Here is a 20,635-nt window from a genome sequence, read left to right on the forward strand (position 1 = left end):
CGCCCTTAACCGTCGTTCTGCGGAGCGGCGATATAGCGCGTCTCTAGAAAGCGCCCCCGCACGGCCAGGGCGTCGAGATCGTTGCGGGAAAGATCCAGCGACAACGCTTCGATCTGGTTGGCGATCACATGCAGACCTTCGGTGACCTGCTTCGCAGGCGTAGACCCCGCGTGCTCGCTCATGCGTAGTGACGACGGGATACGTGTGTAGCTGCTCACCAGGCCGGGCAAGTGCTCGGCCAAAAGCTTACGCACCTCATGGGAAGCGGGCGCCATCGGATCGAGTGTCTCGAGCTGCGGCGAAAGCTGCTCCAAGCGTACTCCGATCATGTCGATCGCGTCGAGAGCCGGCGGCGGCAGTGCCTTTCGCTGGCCCTCCAGCCACAACTCGGTCGTCGCCGCGAGTTCGGGCAAGTCGGCCTGCTCGACGTCCTTGATCTGGGCGCGTGGCGTGGCAGGATAGATCGACAGCAAGACGAAGATCACGAAGCCCAAAAGCACCGCCAGCAGGAACAGGTTGTCCGGCAATCCGCCGGGAAGCACCAGTCCCGCGCCGATCGTCGCTACGATCAGCAGGGTCACCGCCAACATTGCACGACGCAGGCGCCGCAACCGCCACTGCCACCGGTTCTGACGGGCACGCCGCAAGCGGGCAGCGCGCTGCCGTCGGGCTTCTCGCAGGAGGGCGAGCGGCACGGGGCGTCGTTCAAGAGCGGACCTACCTGTATCGGAAGCCATGACGGATCAGTCCAGTGTCTCCAGCAGCCCTTTGGAACCGTTGCCCCCGGCCGGCTGCGCGGAGGCATCTGCCTGGCCTTGCGCCCGGGCGATGTAGGCTTTCGACTTACCTACTTCGCCTTCGAGCGCGTCGACGGTCTGCTTCATGTTGTCGAGAGCCTTGAGCTTGAAGCTGTCGATGGAGTCCATCGTGTCATAGATATTCTGGAACGCGCGGCTCAACGTCTCGAGCGGGATCGTAGCGCCTGCTGCCTGTTCGTGGATGCGGGCGGTATTGTCCTTCAGCATCTGCCCGGTGGCATCGATGATGTTGGCGGTGGTTGTGTTGAGGGCGGTGATCTGGTCCAGAACCAGCTTCTGGCTGGTCATCGCCTGCGCAACGGTCACTGCGGTTCGCAGGGCGCCGACTGTAGTCGTGGATGCGCGGTCAACGCCTTTGATCAGCTCGACGTTGTTCTTCTTGACGAGATCGAGCGCCAGATAACCCTGAACCGAGACCGCCATCTGGGTGAGCAGATCCTGTGTGCGCTGGCGAACATAGAACAGCGCGGTTTCGCGGATGGCCTTGGCCTTGGCGGGATCCGTGGCGTCCAGATCTGCTGCGCGCTGCTCCAACTCGGTGTCGAGCGCCTTGGACATGAAGATCATCTGCTCAAGCTTGCCCAGCGCCTTCCACAAATTCGTTCGCTCGACATCGATGGCGGCGTTGTCCATCAGCAGTTCGTCCTTGCCGCCTTGAAGGCGCGCCAGAATCGCGCTGATGTGGCTCTGCGCACTGCTGTAGCTGTCGAAATAGTTCTTCAATTTGCTGCCGAACGGGATCACCCCCAGCAATTTCCTGGGCGCGAGCAGATTGCCGCGGCGCGAGGGATCGAGCTCTTCCACCGTCCGTCGCAGCTCGGCAAGATCGGCGCCGACCCCGCTCGTGCCATCCATGGCGCGCACAGGGCGATCAAGGAAGCGGTTCGATTGTCCGGAAGCCTCGGCAATCTCGCGTCTGCCCATGTTGGTGATCTCATCCACGCGCTTGCCGAACTCGGGCGAATTGGCATCCTGCGCGATCAGGCTGTCGACATATTGCGTGACGCGGACTGCAAGCTTCGATTTGGAGGCCTCGTCGACCGGGACCAACCCGGCGGCCCGCTCGGGCGCGACGACGGGTACGGGATCGGGTGGGACCAGCTTGAGTTCGTCGATCGCTGCCGTGTTGCCTGCCGCTGTCATTGTCTGCGAAGCTCCGCTCGCTGTGTCATTGGTGCAGAACCTAGGGTGCACGGATCGATTCACAAGCGATAGCCACCTTGCACCGGTCGGACCATCGTGAAGCAGCCCTCCGTATTCGGCATCTGATGAATGATTGTCGGACCTTGCGGTGGAAACGCAAGTTCATGGTCAATGCGCATGAACCAGCGCCGTTACGGCCCTATTTTGTTGAAGTTTTGGCGAATGCGTGGTTGGATTATCAGCATGCGCAGATATCGACATGAACCAAAGTTCGTACGCGACCGTGGGCTTCAGTTGGGCGCGCTTGGGGCCTTGCTGTTGATGGCCGGTTTCGTGGTCGCTGGGCCGAGCGGGTTCATCGCCTGGAACGAGAACGAGCGCTTGCTCGATCAGCAGCAGGAACAGATTGCGAAGCTGGAAGCCGATCGCGAACACTTGCGCAATCGCGTTGCCTTGCTTGATCCGCGCCATGCCGATCCCGACCTTGCCGGTGAACTGCTGCGCAGCAATCTCAACGTCGCTCATCCCGACGAAATGGTCATGCTGTTGCCCAAGCAGCCCTGAGACAGGCTTGGGCGATTTAGCACCCAAGCAGGTGCGCCGGTCGCGGCTGTTTGCTCGCATGGTGACAAAGCGCTGCTGCCATGCGGCTAAATCGGCTCGACGGGTTTCTCTGGCGGCGAGGGGAACCTATATCCCTGATCAGACTCGCAGCTACCAGGAATTAGCCGTTGCCTAACGCAGAGACGTCACCGCCCGATACCGCCGATCAGGATGAAGGTTTCGCGCTGCGTAGCCTGGCAGACGCACTGGCCGCAGATCGACGATACAAGGCCGGCAAAGAGGAGCTGCTGCACTTCTATGAGCAGATGCTGCTGATACGTCGGTTCGAGGAGAAGGCTGGACAGCTTTATGGCCTTGGTCTCATCGGTGGTTTTTGTCACCTTTATATTGGTCAGGAAGCGGTGGCCGTCGGCCTGCAGTCGGCATTGAAGGCGGGTCTGGATTCGGTCATCACCGGCTACCGCGATCACGGCCACATGCTCGCATATGGCATCGATCCCAAAATCATCATGGCCGAGCTTACGGGACGTCAATCGGGCATCTCGAAGGGTAAGGGCGGTTCGATGCACATGTTCAGCGTCGAACATGGCTTCTATGGTGGACATGGTATCGTCGGTGCGCAGGTTCCGCTCGGCTCCGGCTTGGCGTTCGCCCATAAGTATCGCGGTGATGGTGGGGTGACCCTGGCCTATTTCGGAGACGGTGCCGCCAACCAGGGCCAGGTGTACGAAGCCTTCAACATGGCGTCCTTGTGGAAGCTTCCGATCATTTTCGTGATCGAGAACAACCAGTATGCGATGGGTACCGCCGTCAATCGCTCGTCAGCCGAAACGCATTTCCATCGTCGCGGTACCGCGTTTCGCATTCCGGGCATGCAAGTCGACGGCATGGACGTTCTCGAGGTTCGCCAGGCAGCGGAAATCGCCCTGGAGCATGTGCGCGGCGGTAATGGGCCCGTCCTCATGGAACTCAACACCTACCGCTATCGTGGCCACTCGATGTCCGATCCGGCCAAGTACCGCACGCGTGAGGAAGTGCAGGGGATCCGTGAAAAACGCGATCCGATCGAACACCTGAAAACGGAACTGCTGGAAATCGGCGTTAGCGAAGCAAGCCTCAAGGAGATCGACAAGCGCGTTCGTACCAGCGTCGGCCATGCCGCCGATTTTGCCGAGAGTTCGCCTGAGCCCGAGGCTCCCGAACTCTACACCGACGTGCTGGTGGAGACATACTGATGCCGATCGAACTCAAGATGCCCGCGCTTTCCCCGACCATGGAAGAAGGCAAACTTGCCAAGTGGCTGGTCAAGGAAGGCGACCAGGTGACCTCGGGCGACATCCTGGCCGAGATCGAGACCGACAAGGCGACAATGGAATTCGAAGCCGTCGATGAAGGCACGATCGGCAAGATCATGATCTCCGAGGGCACCGAGGGTGTGAAGGTCGGGACCGTGATCGCCGTCATGTCTGGTGAGGATGAGGACGCTGCGCCCGCACCAGAAGCGGCCAGCGACGTCACGAAACAGCCGGATGCCGCCAAAAACAAAAAGGCACCAAAGACGGAGGCGCCCGAACAGAAGATGAAGGCTGATGAGTCAGGGACAAGCAAGTCTGGCGACAAGCTTGAAACCGGCACGACCCAGCTCGGCAGCGACATAAAGCCTGCTGCCTCGAAGGAGATCCCGCGCGGCGTCAACATGAAGAGCGCGACTGTCCGCGAGGCTTTGCGCGATGCGATGGCCGAAGAGATGCGCCGGGACGACCGCGTCTTCATCATGGGTGAAGAAGTCGCCGAATACCAAGGTGCCTATAAGGTAACTCAAGGCCTGCTGGAAGAGTTCGGGCCGCAGCGCGTGATCGACACACCGATCACCGAATACGGATTCGCCGGCATTGGCACCGGCGCCGCGATGGGCGGTCTGCGGCCGATCGTCGAATTCATGACCTTCAACTTCGCTATGCAGGCCATCGACCACATCATCAATTCCGCCGCCAAGACCAACTACATGTCCGGCGGGCAAATGCGTTGTCCGATCGTGTTCCGCGGTCCCAACGGCGCGGCGTCCCGCGTGGGCGCGCAGCACTCCCACAACTACGGTCCTTGGTACGCCTCCGTGCCGGGCCTGATCGTGATTGCTCCTTACGACGCTGCCGATGCCAAGGGCCTGCTCAAGGCGGCGATCCGCTCGGAAGATCCGGTGGTTTTCCTGGAGAACGAGCTTGTCTATGGCCGCTCCTTCGAGCTTCCGGAACTCGATGACCACGTCCTGCCCATCGGCAAGGCGCGCGTCATGCGCGAAGGTACGGACGTGACGATCGTGTCCTACTCGATCGGAGTCGGTGTCGCTCTGGAGGCGGCGGAGCAACTCGCTGGCGAGGGCATCGAAGCCGAAGTCCTCGATCTGCGTACGCTGCGGCCGCTGGATACAGCTGCGGTTCTGGCAAGTCTAAAGAAGACCAACCGCCTCGTCGTCGCCGAGGAAGGCTTCCCTGTCTGTTCGATCGCGTCGGAAATCATCGCGATCTGCATGGAGCAGGGCTTCGACGATCTCGATGCCCCGGTTCTGCGCGTTAACAACGAAGACGTGCCGCTGCCGTATGCCGCCAATCTGGAAAAGGCCGCGCTCATCGATGTTCCCAAGGTGATCGATGCGGTGAAGAAGGTCTGCTATCGCTAGCCCTGAATCCGTCGCCGCCGATCGGGATTACGACGAAGCCCTCTTGGCGACACTGCCGTCGTTAGCTCGCCTGGCGCTGGTGTACGCACCTGCGCCTGCGCGAGCACCGACGCTGGCACTGCTGGCGCTCGATGCGCGTTTGGCGACGTTGATCCGGCGCTCGACCGAACCGATGCTGGCGCAGCTACGTCTGGCCTGGTGGCGCGAGGCGATCAGCCAGCAGCCCGCGCAATGGCCGCAAGGCGAGCCGATCCTGGCAACGCTGCGCAGCTGGAACAAGGCGACGCCGACGGCAGCCGCGCTCGTCGACGCTTGGGAAGCCCTTACCGCGCCTTCACCATTGGCCGCCTCATCGCTCAAAGCCTTTGCCGACGGACGAGGCGCCGCAGCGGCAGCGCTGGCCGACGTCTTGCATTCGTCCCTGGATCGGGAAGCCGCACGGCAATTGGGACAAGTTTGGGCGCTGGAGGATCTGGCGATGCGGCTTGGTCGGGATGACGAACGCTCGACGGCGGTAGCGCTGGCCGAGATGCTTCCGCGTCAGCTTCCGCGTGTCAGCCGGCCACTACGGCCGCTGCGCGTTCTTGCGGGTCTGTCCAGACGTCGCCGGCGCTCGGGAAGGGAGGACGGCGCGTCCTCTCCGGCGGCTATGCTCGAAGCGGTGAAGCTGGGATTGCTGGGTCTGTGATGGCCTGCTAGTTCCCCGGGACAAGGGGGCAAGTCATTGAATCGTATCGTACTGGGTGCTCTTGCAGCGCTATTGTTCGTCGCTGCCGGGCTATTTTGGTTGCAAGGACGGGCCGAAGTAGAGCAGGGCGCTCCACCGCCGCTGCCGGGCAAACCCAAGAAGGCGAAAGCCGCACCCGATGTTCTTCCATCGGCGGATGTCGCTGGCCTTCAAGGTCCGTCGCCGCCGGAAGCGGTCGAACTCACCAATGAACAGCGCCGGTTCGCACGTTACGATCGCGATAGCGACGGCCGCATAACCCGCAATGAGCTACTGTCGACACGAACCGGCACGTTCCGCAATCTCGACAAGGATGGCAACAACCTGCTTACCTTCGAGGAATGGGCCGGCACCACGGTCGACAAGTTCGCGCAGGCAGACGCCAACCATGATCTGGCCCTGACGCCGCAGGAATTTCGCACCACCGCGCCACCCGTGCGTGCCAAGCCGAAATGCGGATGCTGATCGCTCAGCCGACCAGCACCGGCTCGGCAGTAGCCCAAACGCCCAATTCGTCTTTCGCACGCGAGGTGTAGGCCTCCTTGCGCTGCTTTTTCTTCACGTCATGCAAAGGCGGAAACAAGCCGAAGTTGACGTTCATCGGCTGAAAGCTCTCGGCTTCCGCGTCGCCGGTGATGTGCGCCAACAGCGCACCCAGGGCGGTTGTTCGTGGCGGCGAGTTCCAGGCGTGACCACCAATTTCGGCCGCGGTCATCAGCCCTGCGACCAGACCCACAGCAGCACTCTCGACATACCCTTCGCACCCGGTGATCTGGCCTGCGAAACGAATGTGAGGGGCCGTGTGCAATCGCAACTGTCGATCCAGCAAGACAGGCGAGTTGAGAAAAGTGTTACGGTGCAGACCGCCAAGACGGGCAAACTCCGCTTTTTCCAGGCCGGGAATGGTGCGGAACAGGCGCACCTGATCGGCATGTTTCAGCTTCGTCTGGAAGCCGACCATATTCCACAAGGTGCCCAGCTTGTTGTCCTGCCGTAACTGCACCACTGCATGCGGCCATCGGCCCGTCCGTGGATCATCGAGCCCCACCGGCTTCATCGGACCAAACCGAAGCGTATCCAGTCCCCGCTCGGCCATGACCTCGATCGGCATGCAGCCGTTGAAGTAGGGGGTGTCCGCCTCCCACTGCTTGAACGAGATCTTTTCGCCGGAGATCAGACCGTCGTGAAAGGCGAGGTACTGCTCCTTGTTCATCGGGCAGTTGATATAATCCTTGGTCTCGCCTTTGTCCCAGCGCGAGGCCATCCAGCAGACATCCATGTCGATCGTCTCGTGGTACACGATTGGTGCGATCGCATCGAAGAACGCCAGGCTGTCTGCTCCCGTCGCGGTACCGATACTGCTCGCCAGACCGGCCGCAGTAAGGGGACCGGTCGCGATGATAGTGAGCCCATCTTCGGGCAGAACATCAACTCGCTCGCGTACGATTTCCAATGTCGGTTGGGCCGCCAGCGCCGCTTCGACTTCCGCCGAAAACACGTCGCGATCGACGGCAAGAGCCGATCCTGCGGGAACCTGCGCGCTTTTCGCCGCGCGCATCGCCAGAGAGTCCAAGCGCCGCATCTCGTGATGCAGAAGACCGACGGCATTTTTTTCGTCATCATCCGATCGAAACGAATTCGAGCAGACCAGTTCCGCCAAGGCATCGGTATGATGCGCGGGCGATCGTTCGCCTGTCCCACGCATCTCGGACAATCGCACACGCACACCGCGCCGCGCCAATTGCCAGGCGGCTTCGCTACCCGCCAGCCCACCACCGATGATATGAACCTGATGGGTCATCGTCAGCCGGTGACCGGCAGGCTTACCTTGCCGTGCGCATCGCGTTCCAGCGGACCATAGGCGATGACCGCCGCCAATGGCAGTTCTGCGTAAATGTGCGGGAACAGCGCACCACCGCGAGATGGCTCCCACTTCACCGCATCCTTCAAAGCTTCCAGATCGATGGCGGCAAGATGAAGATTATCCTGCTTTGCGAAGTGCTTGATGACGGTTTCATCCAATTGGTCTGCCGTTGAGAGATGGATGAAGCCATCCTTCACATCGATGGGCGATCCCGCAAAAGTTCCCCTGCCTTGCAAGTCCGCCATCTGCTCTGCGGTGAGCACCTTGTAGGCGATCAGCGGCGTCGCGCCACTCTGCGCGCTCATACGTCGTCGCCCTCCGGATTGTCTTCGTCGTTGATATCCAGATCATCCCGGTCGATGGTTGTCGCGATGTCGACCTGGTCCGCATTGCGGGCGATCATTTCTTCTACGATTGCAGCTTCGGCTTCGTTTTCCGGTTCGGCGGTCTCATCGATACGAACAGCGCTGACGACATGCTCGTTGGCCGATACGTCGAACAGCTTTACGCCGGCGCTGCCACGCCCAATCACGCGCAGGCTGTCGAGGCCGATGCGGATCAGCTTGGCCTGGTCGGTAACCAGCATCAGTTGATCGGCCTTGGTCGCGGCAAAACTGGCGACCACCGGCCCATTGCGACCGATGTTATCGATGTTGGTGATACCCTGGCCGCCCCGTCCGGTGCGGCGGTACTCGTAAGCGGACGACATCTTGCCATAACCGTTGGCGCATACGGTCAGGATGAACTGCTCGCCAAGGGAGAGCTCCGCAAAGCGATCGGCATCCAGATCATGCTCACCCTCGCGCTCGGCTTTCCAGGGAGCGTAACGCAAGTAGGTTTCGCGCTCCTCGGCGCTGCTGCCGATGCGATGCAGGATCGACAAGGATACCACTTCGTCGCCCGGCTTGAGCGTCATGCCACGCACACCGGTAGACGTACGGCTCTGGAACTCGCGCACATCATCTCCGGCAAAGCGGATCGCCCTGCCGAGCCGGGTCGCGAGCAGCACGTCGTCTTCGGGACCCAACAGGGCGACGCCGATCAGGCGATCCGCGGACTCATCCTCGAACCGCATCGCGAACTTGCCATTGGTAGGCACGTTCGCAAATGAATCCATGGAGTTACGGCGCACATTGCCTTTGGCCGTGGCGAATACGACGTGCAGTGCGCCCCAGGTTCCTTCGTCCTCGGGCAGCGGCAGGACGGTGGCGATCGTCTCGTCCTTGTCCAGTGCGGGCAGCAGATTGACGATGGGCCGACCGCGCGTGGTCGGGCCGCCTTCGGGCAGGCGCCATACCTTGAGGCGATAGACCTTCCCCGACGTCGAGAAGAAGAGCACCGGATTGTGCGTCGAGGTGACGAACATCTCGGAGACGACGTCCTCGTCCTTGGTCGCCATTCCGGCGCGACCCTTGCCGCCGCGATTTTGCGCGCGGAAGGTGGAGAGGGGGGTACGCTTGATGTAGCCGTCCATCGTCACGGTGACGACCATGTCATCCCGCTCGATCAGATCCTCGTCGTCGATGCCATCGGCAGCGGCAACGATCTCGGAAAGGCGCGGCGTGGCAAAGGCGCGAACCGCGACCAGTTCCTCACGCATGACCTCGTAAAGCTTCACGCGATCACCCAGGATCGCCAAAAACTCCGCAATCTTGAGCGCGAGTTCCTTGAGTTCGTCACCGATCTCGTCCCGGCCAAGGGCCGTCAGGCGATGCAGCCGCAGGTCGAGGATCGCGCGCACCTGAGCTTCGGACAGACGGTAGGTGCCGCCCTCTTGCTCGGCGTTCGGCTCGATCGCCTCGACCAGACGGATATACGGCGCGATGTCGCCGATCGGCCACTCCCTGGCCATCAAGCGCGCCCGGGCCTCGCTGGGGTTCGGCGCGCCACGGATGATCTTGACGACCTCATCCATGTTGGACACCGCCACCACCAGGCCGAGCAAGATGTGAGCACGGTCACGCGCCTTGTTCAGCTCGAACTTGGTGCGGCGGGTAATGACCTCTTCGCGGAACTGGATGAACGCCTGGATGATGTCCCGCAGGCTGAGCGTTTCCGGCCGGCCGCCCCGGATCGCAAGCATGTTGGCCGGGAAGCTCGACTGCGCGGGCGTGTGGCGCCACAACTGATTGAGCACGACCTCGGGCGTCGCATCCCGCTTCAGGTCTAGCACCATGCGCACGCCGAGGCGGTTGGATTCGTCACGGATGTCGGAAATGCCCTCGATCCGCTTTTCCTTGGCGGCATCGGCGATCTTTTCGACGAGACCCGACTTGCCGACCTGGAAGGGAATCGAGGTAAGCACGATCGAGCGCGCGCCGCGATTCGAACCACGGCCATCCTCGATCTCGTAGCGGCAGCGCATGATGATCGAGCCGCGCCCGGTCAGGTATGCGGCGCGCGCTCCGGCCTTGCCCAGGATCAGCGGTGCGGTGGGAAAATCCGGACCGGGGATGATCTCGAACAGTTCCTCGGCGCTGATCGCCGGATTCTCGATGAAGGCGAGGCAGCCATCGATGACTTCGCCCAAATTGTGCGGCGGGATATTGGTCGCCATGCCGACCGCGATACCGCCGGCGCCATTGACCAGCAGATTTGGAAAGCGCGCGGGCAGGACCTGCGGCTCCTGGCGGGAACCGTCGTAGTTGTCCTGGAAATTGACGGTATCCTTGTCGAGATCGTCGAGCAGGAAGTTCGCGATCCGGGCAAGCCGCGCCTCGGTGTATCGCATCGACGCCGGCGGATCGGGATCCATCGATCCGAAGTTCCCTTGGCCATCGACCAAGGGAACGCGCATCGACCAATCTTGGGTCATGCGGGCAAGCGCATCGTAGATCGAGCTATCGCCGTGCGGGTGATAGTTGCCCATCACGTCGCCGACGATCTTGGCCGACTTGCGATAAGGTCGCCCGGCGACGAAGCCGCCTTCCTGGCTTGCGTACAGGATACGGCGATGGACCGGCTTGAGGCCATCGCGCACGTCGGGCAGGGCGCGTGCCACGATCACGCTCATCGCGTAATCGAGATAGCTGTTCTTCATCTCGTCGACGATGTCGACGCGGGTGTATTCGCCGGAAGGACCCTGCGTATCGAGAATGTCGGTGTCGTCGCTCACGCGCTACTTATCGTTTCACTGTTGGCGGGAATAGGCGAACGCCTGCCCTAGGCGATGCAAGCGACGATTGCCAGTCATGCCGGATCCAGGCTGGCGACGCGGGCGGTATTTTCCACACCCAAACCACCCGGACCGACCACCCAGGCAACAATTTACATTCAATCCGCGTTCACCGACCGCATTCTAGCTCCACCCCACGATTGCCACGGCAGATGTTGGTAGCCATGTATGCATCGGTTTTTATTCTACGCGAATGCCGCCCAAGGATTGCGGTGGTATCGCGGATGATTGAGAGGAGTTCGCCTGTATGGCTCGCAAGTTCCTGATTTCACGTCTTGCTTTGGCTGCTGCCATATCGTCGGGGGTGGTCGCCGCGATGGCGCCAGCACCCGCCTTCGCGGCGAAGAAGGATGCCGCCGCAGGATCCTTTTCAAAGGATTTCAGTGCGGCAGCGGCAGAACTGGACAAGGCGGTAAGTTCCGCGTCCACCAATCCAGCGGTCAAGTCCGCGAGCGACAAGGCTCAAGCGGCGAAAGATCCTGCGGCACGCGCAGCTGCAGCCACCGAGGTCGATAGCGCGCTGGGCGGCGCGGATGCCAAGCTGGCGGCCGCCGCGGCCGCCGCATCGACTCCGCTCGACAAGCTCAAGGCTGGCGAACTCACCCGGAATATCGGCGTGCTGAAGAACGATACCGCTCAGCAGCACAAGGGCCTGGTCATGATGATCGACAGTGGCGCCGCAAAGCCGGATACGCTGGGTCAATTGCAGTGGCTGGCAGGCGTAACCGCGTATCAGTCGCAGGATTACGCCGGCGCCATCAAGTACATCAAGCCAGCCTATGACGGTGGATATCGCGATCAGCAGGGCATGATCGACAAGGTTCTGGCCGACTCGTACAAGCGGACGAACAATCCCGGTGCCGCCCTGCAGATGTCGACGGACGAGATCGCCAAGGCGAAGGCGGGTGGTGGCAAACCGAGCGAAAGCGCGCTGCGTACCGCCTTGCAGTCCGCCTATGACGGCAAGCAGGTTGCCCAGGCCAACGATCTTTCCGCGCAGCTCGTGGAATACTATCCCGGCCCCGAGAGCTGGAAGAGTGCGTTTCAGGTAACCCGGGCACTCAACCGGCCCGGTGCGCAGGAAGATCTGGATCTCGCACGCCTGATGGCCCGTACCGGCACGCTGTCGACGCGCGGCGACTATTTGTCCTACGTGCAGGACGCCGATCCACGCCGTCTGCCGGGTGAGACCCTCAAGATCATCGATCAGGGCGTATCGTCGGGTAAGGTGTCCGCAGCCGACGTTGCCGAGTACAAGAGCCTTGCGCAAGGGCGGGTGAGCGCTGATCGCGCCGCGCTGCCATCCTATGAAAAGGACGCTCGGGCCGGATCGGCAACGTTCGCCACCATCAACGGTGCCGCCGATGCGTTCCTCAGCTACGAGCAGCCTGCCAAGGCGGAGGAGCTCTACAAGCTGGCGCTGGCAAAGGCACCCGTCGCCGACAAGGATCGCGTCCTGACCCGCCTCGGCATCGCTCAGTCCGATCAGGGCAAGTACGCCGACGCTCAGAGCACTTTCGCTCAAGTCACCACCCCGGCACGCGTGCCGGTGGCGAAGATGTGGTTGGCCTATGTAAAGTCGAAGGCGAGCCCGGCTGCGCCTGCAGCCAACTGACCCGCCAGAAGCCGACCATGAAATAGGGCGCCGGGAGACCGGCGTCCTATTGTTTAAGCTCGCAAGCTTGATCAGGATAGGGGCTTGAACTCGTCCGTCGTGTCGTCGAGGACATGCAGCAGACCATCGGAAATCGCGAAAAAGGCACCACGCAACCGGAGGTTACCATCGGCGACCTTGCTGCTGATGCCCGGGAACGTCATCAAGTTGTCGAGGCTCACTCGCACCGCCGCCAGTTCCATCGCCATCTCCGCCTCACGACCTTCAGTCCCCAGGCTTTCGGCAATCGGCTCGCGGGCCTCATCGAGCAATGAGATCCAATCGGCGACGAAACCGCCGTCACCCGGCTCGGTGCCGTTCAGCGACTGAGTCAGCGCGGCCTTGCAGCCGCCGCAAAGCCCATGGCCCATGACGACGATCTCTTTGACCTTGAGGACCTGCACCGCGAATTCGAGTGCGGCGGAGACTCCGTGGTGGCCGGGCGTCGTCTCGAATGGCGGCACCAGCGCGGCGACGTTCCTGACCACGAAGATCTGACCCGGTGCCACGTCGAAGATCTGCGCGGGGTCGACGCGACTGTCCGAGCAGGCGATGACCATCACTTCAGGTTGCTGACCCTCACCCAGCGCCGACCAGCGTTCCCGGTGCGGCGTCCATCCGGTTTCGCGAAACCGCTGGTACCCGGCGATGAGAGTATCGAGCGCAGTGCTCGGCGAGTCTGTTGCTGAGGCTGTCATGGCGCTTACATGGCTAGGGACTTTGCCACTGGCAAGCCCCGGCGCATGCGACTATCTGGGCATTCATGAACGATCTCTCATCTGCTCCGACCGCTGCCCCCGACAGCTCCGCCCGCGCGCGCAAGCCAGAATGGATCCGTGTCAAAGCTCCGACCTCGAAAGGGTATGGAGAGACGCGGCAATTGATGCGCGACCTCAAGCTGAATACGGTTTGCGAGGAGGCGGCTTGCCCGAACATCGGGGAGTGCTGGACCAAGAAACACGCGACGGTGATGATCCTGGGCGACACCTGCACGCGGGCCTGCGCGTTCTGCAACGTCAAGACGGGTATGCCCGGACGAGTCGATGCCGACGAGCCGGCGCATGTGGCGGAGGCCGCGGCCAAGCTCGGCCTGGAGCATATCGTCATCACCTCGGTCGATCGTGACGACCTGCCCGACGGCGGCGCATCGCAGTTCGTGAAGGTGATCGAGGAATTGCGCCGCAACACGCCGGCCACGACGATCGAGATCCTGACTCCTGACTTTCGCGGAAAGATGCGTCGCGCGGTGGAAGCGATCGTGTCTGCCCGCCCGGATGTCTACAACCATAATCTCGAGACGGTACCGCGGCTTTACCCGACCATCCGCCCGGGCGCGCGCTATTACGCCTCGCTGCGCCTGCTCGAAGAGGTGAAGCGGCACGATCCGTCCATCTTCACCAAATCGGGCGTTATGCTGGGGCTTGGTGAACAGCGTCTGGAGATCCATCAGGTCATGGATGACATGCGCTGTGCCGATATCGATTTCCTGACCATGGGCCAATATCTTCGCCCGACGCCAAAACATACCGAAGTGATGGAGTTCGTCACGCCGCAAGCGTTCGCCGCATATGGTGCGATCGCCAGGGCCAAGGGGTTCCTGCAGGTCGCCTCGTCCCCTTTGACGCGATCGAGCTATCACGCGGGTAAGGATTTTGCCGAGATGCGCGCGACGCGAGAAGCGCAGCTTGCAAAGCGTGCGCTGGCGGAGAGCCGCTGAATGCCCGGAATTCGCGAGACACGGGCCATGCCCTACACCGCCGCCCAGATGTTCGATCTGGTCGCGGACGTCGATCGTTACCCGGAATTCCTGCCATGGGTCATCGCGACCCGGATCCGAACCGACAGCGACACTGAAATGGTCGCTGACATGCTTGTGGGCTTCAAGGCGCTCAAGGAGAAATTCACCTCCCGCGTCGTGAAGAAGCGACCTGACGAACTGCGCGTCACGTACATCGACGGACCCCTGCGCGATCTCGACAATGCCTGGCGCTTCCGAGATGTCGAGGGCGGTTGCGAAATCGATTTCGCGGTCGACTTTGCGTTTCGCAACCCGTTGTTCGAGAAGATCGCCGGTCAGTATTTCGATCGGGCATTCCGCAAGATGGTCTCTGCGTTCGAAGAACGTGCAGCGGCGCTCTATGGCAGCAACAACTCCAGCGCTATCAGCGTTGCCTGACGTCTGATCTCGCTGCGATCGGCTCCGTCCAGCAACCGCTGCTCGGCATTGATCGACTCGATTTCCTGGCTGCGATGCGCGCAGGCGAACACGACGGTTCCGACAGGCTTTAGATCGCTGCCCCCGTCGGGGCCGGCAATACCGCTGATCGCGACGGCGACATCGGCGATGCTATGCTTGATCGCACCTTGGGCCATCGCCCACGCGGTTGCCGGCGATACCGCGCCGAAGGCGTCGAGTATGTCGTCCGACACGCCAAGCATTTGCTGCTTGGCCTCGTTCGAATAGGTCACGAATCCGCGATCGAGTACCGCTGATGAGCCTGCGATCTCGGTCAGGGCGGCGCAGACCAGGCCGCCGGTGCAGCTTTCCGCTACGGCGACCTTGCGCTTCGCTGCGATGTTCTCGGCCACTACACGGCGTGCAAGTGCGATGATGTCTTCCGGCAGGATTGCGGAGGCCATGATCAGGTCTTGCAAATCGAAAACTTGTCGCTTTGCGCCTTGCCGGATTTACCGGCGATGCCAAGAACGACGGCGATCAGGTCTGCGGTATTTTCGGCAGGCAAGGGCGCCAGTAGGCCGACGATACGATCGATCTGGCCGCACTTTTCGACCGGGATTTCCTGGGCGACCATGCCTTCGATGATGGCATCCAACATCTGCTGCAACGATGGATCGGGCAGGGTCTTGAGGATGGCGCTGCTCTCGTCCTTCGAACCACCACCGATCTTGAAAAATGCGGCTTTCGCGGCGGGCCAGTTCTGCGTCTTTCGTGCCGAATAGCGGCTGGCCAGTTCAGACCCCCCGCGTCGCAGGAACGACGATGGCGTCAGCGAGGGTGCGCATCGCTTGGTGGTGCCGCTGATGGCGGCCGGCAACGCGTAGGCAGCAAGCGAGGACGCCTCTTGCGGGGTGAGGCACTGCTGGGCCGCCTGCGCGACACCTGGCGCGATAACGAGCATGGCAGCGCAAAGGATCGCAGGTAAACGCATCGTCGTGACCTTCAATCTTTGATGAGGCTGGCCATCGCCTGAGCGGCGATACCCTCACCCCGGCCGGTGAAACCCAGCCTTTCGGTGGTCGTTGCCTTGACGCTCACAAGGCGCTTGTCAACGCCGAGGATCGCCGCCAGCCGATCGCGCATTGCTTCGCGATGCGGGCCGATCTTCGGTGCTTCGCAGATGATCGTCACGTCCGCATTGCCCAGCCGATATCCGGCTTGTGCGACGAGACCTGCCGCGTGTGCCAGAAAGCGGTCGGACGACGCCCCACGCCAGCGGGCATCGGAGGGCGGGAAGTGTTGCCCGATATCGCCTTCGCCCAACGCTCCCAACAGGGCGTCGACCAACGCGTGGATGGCGACGTCGGCATCGCTATGTCCCACCAGGCCTTGATCGTGAGGCACCCGGACACCGCAAAGCCATAGCTCCTCACCGTCGCCAAGACGATGGACGTCGTAGCCCGAACCGACCCGGACCGGAGGCCGATCCACGGAGAAATCGGCAGCGTAGGTCAGCTTGTGCAATGCCTCATCTCCTTCGACGAGAGCGACGGCGAGCCCGGCTGCCTGAGCGACCTGCGCATCATCGCCCGCGGTTGGCTCACCATCCCAGATGCGATGGGCGGCAAGGATGTCGCGATATCGGAAGGCTTGCGGTGTCTGCACGCGACGCAGCGTTTCGCGTGAGGTCGAAGGGCCCATCATACTATTCTCATCCGAAGCGAGACTATCGACCACCGGCAGAACCGGGATCGCCCCGCTGCAATCGGCAAGCCGTTCACGAAGCCTGGCGATGACGGCTGCCGGAAGCGTCGGGCGAGCGGCATCGTGGATCAGGACGTACGTTGGCGCGTCTGCCTCCAACGTGCCAAGCCCATTGCAAACCGATTGCTGGCGGGTCGATCCGCCCGTCACGAAACGGATATCGCCGGATAACCCGGCAAGGGCTTTCACCGCGATGCCTTCGGCATCAACCGGTATCACGACGACGATGGGGGACACGCCATTTCCCAGCAAGGCTTCGACGGAATGCCGCACCACGGGCTTGCCCCGCCACAATGCGAATTGTTTGCGCAGAGACTGTCCGGCCCGCAGACCTTGCCCGGCAGCGACGACGATGGCGGCGGTAGGCGGCGAGGGACGATCATCGGGCATCGCGCTGCCGGTAATCGCTTGCTGGCCCTCGGGCAATCCACTATGCACTGCCTGTTTTTTAGGCAGCCTTTCCGACCATGACCGATCTACCCAAGCCACCAACCATGACGCCCATCCGCATAGGCGCGGTGGAGATCGCGTGCCCGGTCGTGCTGGCGCCGATGACCGGGGTGACCGATCTGCCATTTCGCAAACTGGTCCGGCGCTTCGGTTCCGGCTTGAACGTCACCGAGATGATCGCAAGTCCGGCTGCTATTCGCGAGACCCGGCAGTCGGTCCAAAAAGCGCAATGGGATCTATCCGAAGAGCCCGTGTCCATGCAACTAGTCGGTTGCGATCCGGCGCAAATGGCCGAAGCCGCGAGGTTTTCCGCCGACCGTGGCGCCGCGATCATCGACATCAACATGGGCTGTCCGGTTCGCAAGGTCGTAAACGGCGAGGCCGGCTCGGCGCTGATGCGCGATTTGAAGCTGGCGGCCTCTTTGATCGAGGCGACGGTCAAGGCGGTGGACGTTCCGGTCACCGTCAAGATGCGGATGGGATGGTGTCACGACAGCCTCAATGCTCCTGAATTGGCACGTATCGCGCAGGATCTGGGCGCAAAGATGATCACGGTTCATGGCCGAACGCGAAATCAGATGTATAAAGGTGAGGCTGACTGGAGCTTCGTACGCCGGGTCAAGGAGGCGGTCACGGTACCTGTTCTGGTCAACGGCGATATCTGCGCCATCGCGGATGCCGCCATCGCGCTCGATCAATCGGGCGCCGACGGCGTGATGATCGGACGGGGCGCGTATGGCCGCCCTTGGTTCCTGAGCCAGGTAATGCACTGGTGGCGTACGGGCGGCGAGATCGCCGCTCCGTCGATCGGGGCCCAGTTCGAGTTGATGGTCGAGCATTATCGCGACATGCTGTCGCTTTATGGCCGCGAAACCGGCGTGAAAATGGCCAGAAAGCATCTTGGCTGGTACACCAAAGGTCTGCCGGGATCGGCCGAGATGCGTAACCGGGTCAATTTCATCGACGATCCCGAAGAAGTGCTACGCACCCTGAGCGATTTCTACGAGCCTTGGCGGCAGCGCCAGGCGGCATGAGCCACGCGGAACGCGCCGCAATCCCCGAGGCGCATCGGCAGCTGGCAAGCCTGCCCCATGCGGTACTGTTGCTCGAACCCGGCCAGACGGTGGCGTCTGCCAATCCAGCGGCCGAGCAGTTCCTTGGTCAAAGCCTGCGACGGCTTACCGGTCGTCGTCTGGAAACCATATTGACGCTCGCCGACTCGCGGCTGCTCGATCGTATCGATGATGTCGAGACGCCGGTTTCCGCGCGCGACATTATGGTCGGCATCAAGGATCGGGGTACCCGACGTATCGACATCAATGTGACGCCGGTGGGCGATTGGCCCGGCTGGCAACTGCTGACGATCCACGACAACACGCCCACCGATGCTTTTGGAGCTGACTCTGGCGGTGCCGACAATGCGGTGCTGCGCGGACCCGAGATCATGGCTCACGAGATCAAGAATCCCTTGGCCGGAATACGCGGTGCGGCGCAGTTGCTGGCCCGCCGGATCGATGAGAAAGATCTGGCTTTGACCGAGCTTATCACCTCGGAAGTGGATCGCATCGCCACGCTGATCGATCGCATGCAGCGGTTGAGCCGCAAGACGGTGCCGAACATCGAACCATGCAACCTGCACGAAGCCGCCCGCCGGGCCATCGACGTGCTGCGCGTGGCCGATCCCGCCAGCAAGGCACCCCGGATCGAGGAGGAGTTCGATCCCTCACTCCCGGCGGTTCTTGGCAGTCCGGACGGGCTGGTCCAGGTCATGATGAATCTCTTGTCGAATGCGCGTGAGGCTTGTGGCGATCACTCGACGGGGCGGGTCATCATCCGTACGCGGTTCGCCAGTGGTCTGCAGTTGCACGCAACCGACTCAGGGCGTTCCGTACGACTGCCGATCGAATTGCGCGTTAGCGACAATGGTCCAGGCGTGCCGGGCGCGATGCGCGACCATATCTTCGAGCCATTCGTCACCACCAAGAAGTCAGGTCAGGGGCTGGGCCTGCCGTTGGTGCGCAAGCTGGTGCGCGACATGAGCGGCCGCATCAGCCACGAGCGCGACGAGACGGAAGGCTGGACGCACTTTCGCGTCCACCTGCCGCTTGCCCGGGAAATCCGCCTGCGCGGATCGACCAAGACGAAGGCCGCAACATGACCATCTTGCTGGTCGAGGACGATGCCTCCATCGCGCTCGTCATTACCGCCGCGCTTGAGGCGGAAGGTCTTTCGGTGATCCACTGCGAGACGATCGCTGAGCGCAATCGCTGGCTTCAAGCACGTCGCTTCGCCGCCCTCGTTACCGATGTCATGCTTCCTGATGGCGATGGGATCGACACGCTTGACGAGGTTCAGCGCCTTCATGCGCAGATGCCGATCGTCATCCTGTCGGCACAAAACACCCTTGATACCGCAGTACGTGCGGCCGACACCGGCGCTTTTGAATACTTCCCCAAGCCATTCGATATCGATGAACTGGCCCGAACCATCCGGCAGGCGGTCGGGTCGAATGACGGCGTCATCGAAACCGGCCAGGATGCCGTGGAGAGCAGCCTTCCGCTGGTGGGGCGCAGCACCGCAATGCAGGCCGTCTATCGAATGATCACCCGTGTGCTGCGCAACGATCTGACCGTGCTGATCCTAGGCGAATCCGGGACCGGGAAGGAATTGGTAGCCGAGGCGATCCATCAGCTTGGCCATCGTCGTGCCGGACCGTTCATCGCGGTCAATACGGCGGCCATCCCGGCGGAATTGATCGAAAGCGAGCTGTTCGGTCATGAAAAGGGCGCGTTCACCGGCGCGGTCGCGCGGCATGTCGGCAAGTTCGAGCAAGCCGCTGGGGGAACACTGTTTCTGGACGAGATCGGCGATATGCCGATGCAAGCCCAGACGCGCCTGTTGCGAGCCTTGCAATCGGGCTCCGTTCGCCGCGTCGGTGGGCGCGAGGAAGTCCGCTTTGACGCTCGCATCGTCGCTGCGACCAACAAGGATCTTCAACCGCTGATCGCGGCCGGCCTGTTCCGCGAAGATCTCTATTATCGCCTGAATGTCGTACCCATAACGATGCCGCCCTTGCGCGAGCGATCGGACGATGTCGAAGCGCTGGCACGGCATTTTCTGCAGCTGGCAATGGCAGAAGGCCTGCCGCGACGGCAGTTGACCGCGCGTGCCGCACAGATGCTGAGCGCCCAGCCATGGCGAGGCAACGTGCGGGAACTCAAGAATTTCATCTACCGGCTCGCACTGCTTGCCCGTGAGGAAACGATCGACATCGACAGCATCGTCCCGTTGCTACCTGCAGCGACAGCCGAGTGCGAACTGGCGGCGGACAAGACCCCGGGGCTGGATGGCGCCGTCAGCCAGTGGCTCGCAAGCGAGCGGCCCAGCGCAGGCGCGATATACGAAACGGCGCTGGCAGCATTCGAACGGCCACTTTTCACCCAGCTGCTACGCGAGATGGGTGGCAATCAACTTCGCGCTGCGCAGGCGCTCGGCATCAACAGGAACACCTTGCGGAAGCGGATCGTCGACCTTGGCCTCAATCCGGAGCATTACACTCGTAGTATTTGAGCCGCATGTCGTGGAATTTCCCTTGCAAAACTGACACACCCGGTGTTGTA

At 62.0% G+C, this 20,635-nt stretch carries 20 protein-coding genes; 11 read left to right on the forward strand and 9 right to left on the reverse strand.

Annotation, left to right across the window (positions count from 1 at the left end):
* Positions 1-5: 5 nt before the first annotated feature.
* Both ACXJ1Z_RS16920 and ACXJ1Z_RS16925 read right to left on the reverse strand, forming a co-directional pair.
* Positions 6-590: a hypothetical protein gene (locus ACXJ1Z_RS16920; protein WP_463781281.1), complete on the reverse strand. Its 585-nt coding sequence runs from the start codon at positions 588-590 to the stop codon at positions 6-8.
* A 153-nt stretch (positions 591-743) separates the two neighbouring features.
* Complete coding sequence (locus ACXJ1Z_RS16925; RefSeq protein WP_463778250.1) at positions 744-1,961, reverse strand: toxic anion resistance protein; 1,218 nt, start codon at positions 1,959-1,961, stop codon at positions 744-746.
* Positions 1,962-2,282: 321 nt separating this feature from the next.
* Between ACXJ1Z_RS16925 and ACXJ1Z_RS16930 the strand changes: the two genes are divergently transcribed.
* From ACXJ1Z_RS16930 to ACXJ1Z_RS16950, 5 genes are all read left to right on the forward strand, one after another.
* Positions 2,283-2,525 (forward strand): FtsB family cell division protein, encoded by a 243-nt coding sequence (locus ACXJ1Z_RS16930; RefSeq protein ID WP_463781282.1) that lies wholly within the window; start codon positions 2,283-2,285, stop codon positions 2,523-2,525.
* A 167-nt stretch (positions 2,526-2,692) separates the two neighbouring features.
* A complete protein-coding gene (gene pdhA, locus ACXJ1Z_RS16935; protein WP_463778252.1) occupies positions 2,693-3,760 on the forward strand; it encodes a pyruvate dehydrogenase (acetyl-transferring) E1 component subunit alpha in 1,068 nt (355 codons plus the stop codon).
* On the forward strand, positions 3,760-5,202 hold the full coding sequence (locus tag ACXJ1Z_RS16940) for a pyruvate dehydrogenase complex E1 component subunit beta (RefSeq protein ID WP_463778253.1): 1,443 nt from the start codon (positions 3,760-3,762) through the stop codon (positions 5,200-5,202). Before pdhA ends, ACXJ1Z_RS16940 begins: the two co-directional genes overlap by 1 nt.
* 43 nt (positions 5,203-5,245) lie before the next feature.
* The gene (locus ACXJ1Z_RS16945; RefSeq protein ID WP_463778255.1) at positions 5,246-5,890 is read left to right on the forward strand and encodes a hypothetical protein; all 645 of its coding nucleotides are present in this window, start codon (positions 5,246-5,248) and stop codon (positions 5,888-5,890) included.
* A gap of 36 nt (positions 5,891-5,926) precedes the next feature.
* Positions 5,927-6,394 carry an EF-hand domain-containing protein gene (locus tag ACXJ1Z_RS16950; protein WP_463778256.1) on the forward strand — a complete coding sequence of 156 codons (468 nt, stop codon included), beginning with the start codon at positions 5,927-5,929 and terminating at the stop codon, positions 6,392-6,394.
* A 4-nt stretch (positions 6,395-6,398) separates the two neighbouring features.
* Here the strand turns inward: ACXJ1Z_RS16950 and trmFO are convergent, their stop codons facing one another.
* Genes trmFO through gyrA form a run of 3 tightly spaced genes read right to left on the reverse strand, consistent with a single transcriptional unit; the run spans position 6,399 to position 10,908 of the window.
* Positions 6,399-7,730 (reverse strand): methylenetetrahydrofolate--tRNA-(uracil(54)-C(5))-methyltransferase (FADH(2)-oxidizing) TrmFO, encoded by a 1,332-nt coding sequence (gene trmFO, locus ACXJ1Z_RS16955; protein ID WP_463778258.1) that lies wholly within the window; start codon positions 7,728-7,730, stop codon positions 6,399-6,401.
* Between the two features lie 2 nt (positions 7,731-7,732).
* A complete protein-coding gene (locus ACXJ1Z_RS16960) occupies positions 7,733-8,098 on the reverse strand; it encodes a DUF952 domain-containing protein (RefSeq protein WP_463778260.1) in 366 nt (121 codons plus the stop codon).
* Positions 8,095-10,908, reverse strand: a complete 2,814-nt coding sequence (gene gyrA / locus ACXJ1Z_RS16965; RefSeq protein WP_463778262.1) for a DNA gyrase subunit A — start codon at positions 10,906-10,908, stop codon at positions 8,095-8,097. Before gyrA ends, ACXJ1Z_RS16960 begins: the two co-directional genes overlap by 4 nt.
* A gap of 307 nt (positions 10,909-11,215) precedes the next feature.
* On the opposite strand from gyrA, the gene ACXJ1Z_RS16970 reads away from it, so the two are divergent.
* Positions 11,216-12,583, forward strand: a complete 1,368-nt coding sequence (locus ACXJ1Z_RS16970) for a hypothetical protein (RefSeq protein ID WP_463778264.1) — start codon at positions 11,216-11,218, stop codon at positions 12,581-12,583.
* Positions 12,584-12,654: 71 nt separating this feature from the next.
* Here the strand turns inward: ACXJ1Z_RS16970 and ACXJ1Z_RS16975 are convergent, their stop codons facing one another.
* Entirely contained in the window at positions 12,655-13,320 is a 666-nt protein-coding gene (locus tag ACXJ1Z_RS16975; protein ID WP_463778265.1) for a carbonic anhydrase, read from the reverse strand.
* Positions 13,321-13,385: 65 nt separating this feature from the next.
* On the opposite strand from ACXJ1Z_RS16975, the gene lipA reads away from it, so the two are divergent.
* Both lipA and ACXJ1Z_RS16985 read left to right on the forward strand, forming a co-directional pair.
* The gene (gene lipA, locus ACXJ1Z_RS16980; protein WP_463778266.1) at positions 13,386-14,339 is read left to right on the forward strand and encodes a lipoyl synthase; all 954 of its coding nucleotides are present in this window, start codon (positions 13,386-13,388) and stop codon (positions 14,337-14,339) included.
* A complete protein-coding gene (locus tag ACXJ1Z_RS16985) occupies positions 14,340-14,798 on the forward strand; it encodes a type II toxin-antitoxin system RatA family toxin (protein WP_463778268.1) in 459 nt (152 codons plus the stop codon).
* Here the strand turns inward: ACXJ1Z_RS16985 and ACXJ1Z_RS16990 are convergent.
* The 3 genes from ACXJ1Z_RS16990 to ACXJ1Z_RS17000 are packed head-to-tail and all read right to left on the reverse strand — an operon-like array spanning position 14,759 to position 16,955.
* Positions 14,759-15,262 (reverse strand): CinA family protein, encoded by a 504-nt coding sequence (locus tag ACXJ1Z_RS16990; RefSeq protein ID WP_463778270.1) that lies wholly within the window; start codon positions 15,260-15,262, stop codon positions 14,759-14,761. The genes ACXJ1Z_RS16985 and ACXJ1Z_RS16990 overlap by 40 nt on opposite strands.
* A gap of 2 nt (positions 15,263-15,264) precedes the next feature.
* Complete coding sequence (locus ACXJ1Z_RS16995) at positions 15,265-15,792, reverse strand: hypothetical protein (RefSeq protein WP_463778271.1); 528 nt, start codon at positions 15,790-15,792, stop codon at positions 15,265-15,267.
* 11 nt (positions 15,793-15,803) lie between these two features.
* Positions 15,804-16,955, reverse strand: coding sequence for a bifunctional 2-C-methyl-D-erythritol 4-phosphate cytidylyltransferase/2-C-methyl-D-erythritol 2,4-cyclodiphosphate synthase (locus ACXJ1Z_RS17000; RefSeq protein ID WP_463778272.1), 1,152 nt, complete (start codon positions 16,953-16,955; stop codon positions 15,804-15,806).
* 77 nt (positions 16,956-17,032) lie between these two features.
* Here ACXJ1Z_RS17000 and dusB point away from each other — a divergent pair, with 77 nt between their 5' ends.
* From dusB to ACXJ1Z_RS17015, 3 genes are read left to right on the forward strand one after another with little or no spacing between them, the layout of a single operon-like run.
* Complete coding sequence (dusB, locus tag ACXJ1Z_RS17005; RefSeq protein WP_463778274.1) at positions 17,033-18,049, forward strand: tRNA dihydrouridine synthase DusB; 1,017 nt, start codon at positions 17,033-17,035, stop codon at positions 18,047-18,049.
* Entirely contained in the window at positions 18,046-19,173 is a 1,128-nt protein-coding gene (locus ACXJ1Z_RS17010) for a two-component system sensor histidine kinase NtrB (RefSeq protein ID WP_463778276.1), read from the forward strand. Before dusB ends, ACXJ1Z_RS17010 begins: the two co-directional genes overlap by 4 nt.
* Positions 19,170-20,585 carry a sigma 54-interacting transcriptional regulator gene (locus ACXJ1Z_RS17015; RefSeq protein ID WP_463778277.1) on the forward strand — a complete coding sequence of 472 codons (1,416 nt, stop codon included), beginning with the start codon at positions 19,170-19,172 and terminating at the stop codon, positions 20,583-20,585. Before ACXJ1Z_RS17010 ends, ACXJ1Z_RS17015 begins: the two co-directional genes overlap by 4 nt.
* Positions 20,586-20,635 lie beyond the last annotated feature (50 nt).

The organism is Novosphingobium sp. TK46 (genome assembly GCF_055361525.1).

Excerpts from the sequence above, each read along its gene's own strand:
- ACXJ1Z_RS16920 (WP_463781281.1), bottom strand. The coding sequence starts at position 590 with ATGTTGGCGGTGACCCTGCTGATCGTAGCGACGATCGGCGCGGGACTG.
- ACXJ1Z_RS16925 (WP_463778250.1), bottom strand. The coding sequence starts at position 1,961 with ATGACAGCGGCAGGCAACACGGCAGCGATCGACGAACTCAAGCTGGTC.
- ACXJ1Z_RS16930 (WP_463781282.1), top strand. The coding sequence starts at position 2,283 with ATGGCCGGTTTCGTGGTCGCTGGGCCGAGCGGGTTCATCGCCTGGAAC.
- ACXJ1Z_RS16940 (WP_463778253.1), top strand. The coding sequence starts at position 3,760 with ATGCCGATCGAACTCAAGATGCCCGCGCTTTCCCCGACCATGGAAGAA.
- trmFO (WP_463778258.1), bottom strand. The coding sequence starts at position 7,730 with ATGACCCATCAGGTTCATATCATCGGTGGTGGGCTGGCGGGTAGCGAA.
- ACXJ1Z_RS16960 (WP_463778260.1), bottom strand. The coding sequence starts at position 8,098 with ATGAGCGCGCAGAGTGGCGCGACGCCGCTGATCGCCTACAAGGTGCTC.
- ACXJ1Z_RS16970 (WP_463778264.1), top strand. The coding sequence starts at position 11,216 with ATGGCTCGCAAGTTCCTGATTTCACGTCTTGCTTTGGCTGCTGCCATA.
- ACXJ1Z_RS16975 (WP_463778265.1), bottom strand. The coding sequence starts at position 13,320 with ATGACAGCCTCAGCAACAGACTCGCCGAGCACTGCGCTCGATACTCTC.
- lipA (WP_463778266.1), top strand. The coding sequence starts at position 13,386 with ATGAACGATCTCTCATCTGCTCCGACCGCTGCCCCCGACAGCTCCGCC.
- ACXJ1Z_RS16985 (WP_463778268.1), top strand. The coding sequence starts at position 14,340 with ATGCCCGGAATTCGCGAGACACGGGCCATGCCCTACACCGCCGCCCAG.
- ACXJ1Z_RS16990 (WP_463778270.1), bottom strand. The coding sequence starts at position 15,262 with ATGGCCTCCGCAATCCTGCCGGAAGACATCATCGCACTTGCACGCCGT.
- ACXJ1Z_RS16995 (WP_463778271.1), bottom strand. The coding sequence starts at position 15,792 with ATGCGTTTACCTGCGATCCTTTGCGCTGCCATGCTCGTTATCGCGCCA.
- ACXJ1Z_RS17000 (WP_463778272.1), bottom strand. The coding sequence starts at position 16,955 with ATGCCCGATGATCGTCCCTCGCCGCCTACCGCCGCCATCGTCGTCGCT.
- dusB (WP_463778274.1), top strand. The coding sequence starts at position 17,033 with ATGACCGATCTACCCAAGCCACCAACCATGACGCCCATCCGCATAGGC.
- ACXJ1Z_RS17010 (WP_463778276.1), top strand. The coding sequence starts at position 18,046 with ATGAGCCACGCGGAACGCGCCGCAATCCCCGAGGCGCATCGGCAGCTG.
- ACXJ1Z_RS17015 (WP_463778277.1), top strand. The coding sequence starts at position 19,170 with ATGACCATCTTGCTGGTCGAGGACGATGCCTCCATCGCGCTCGTCATT.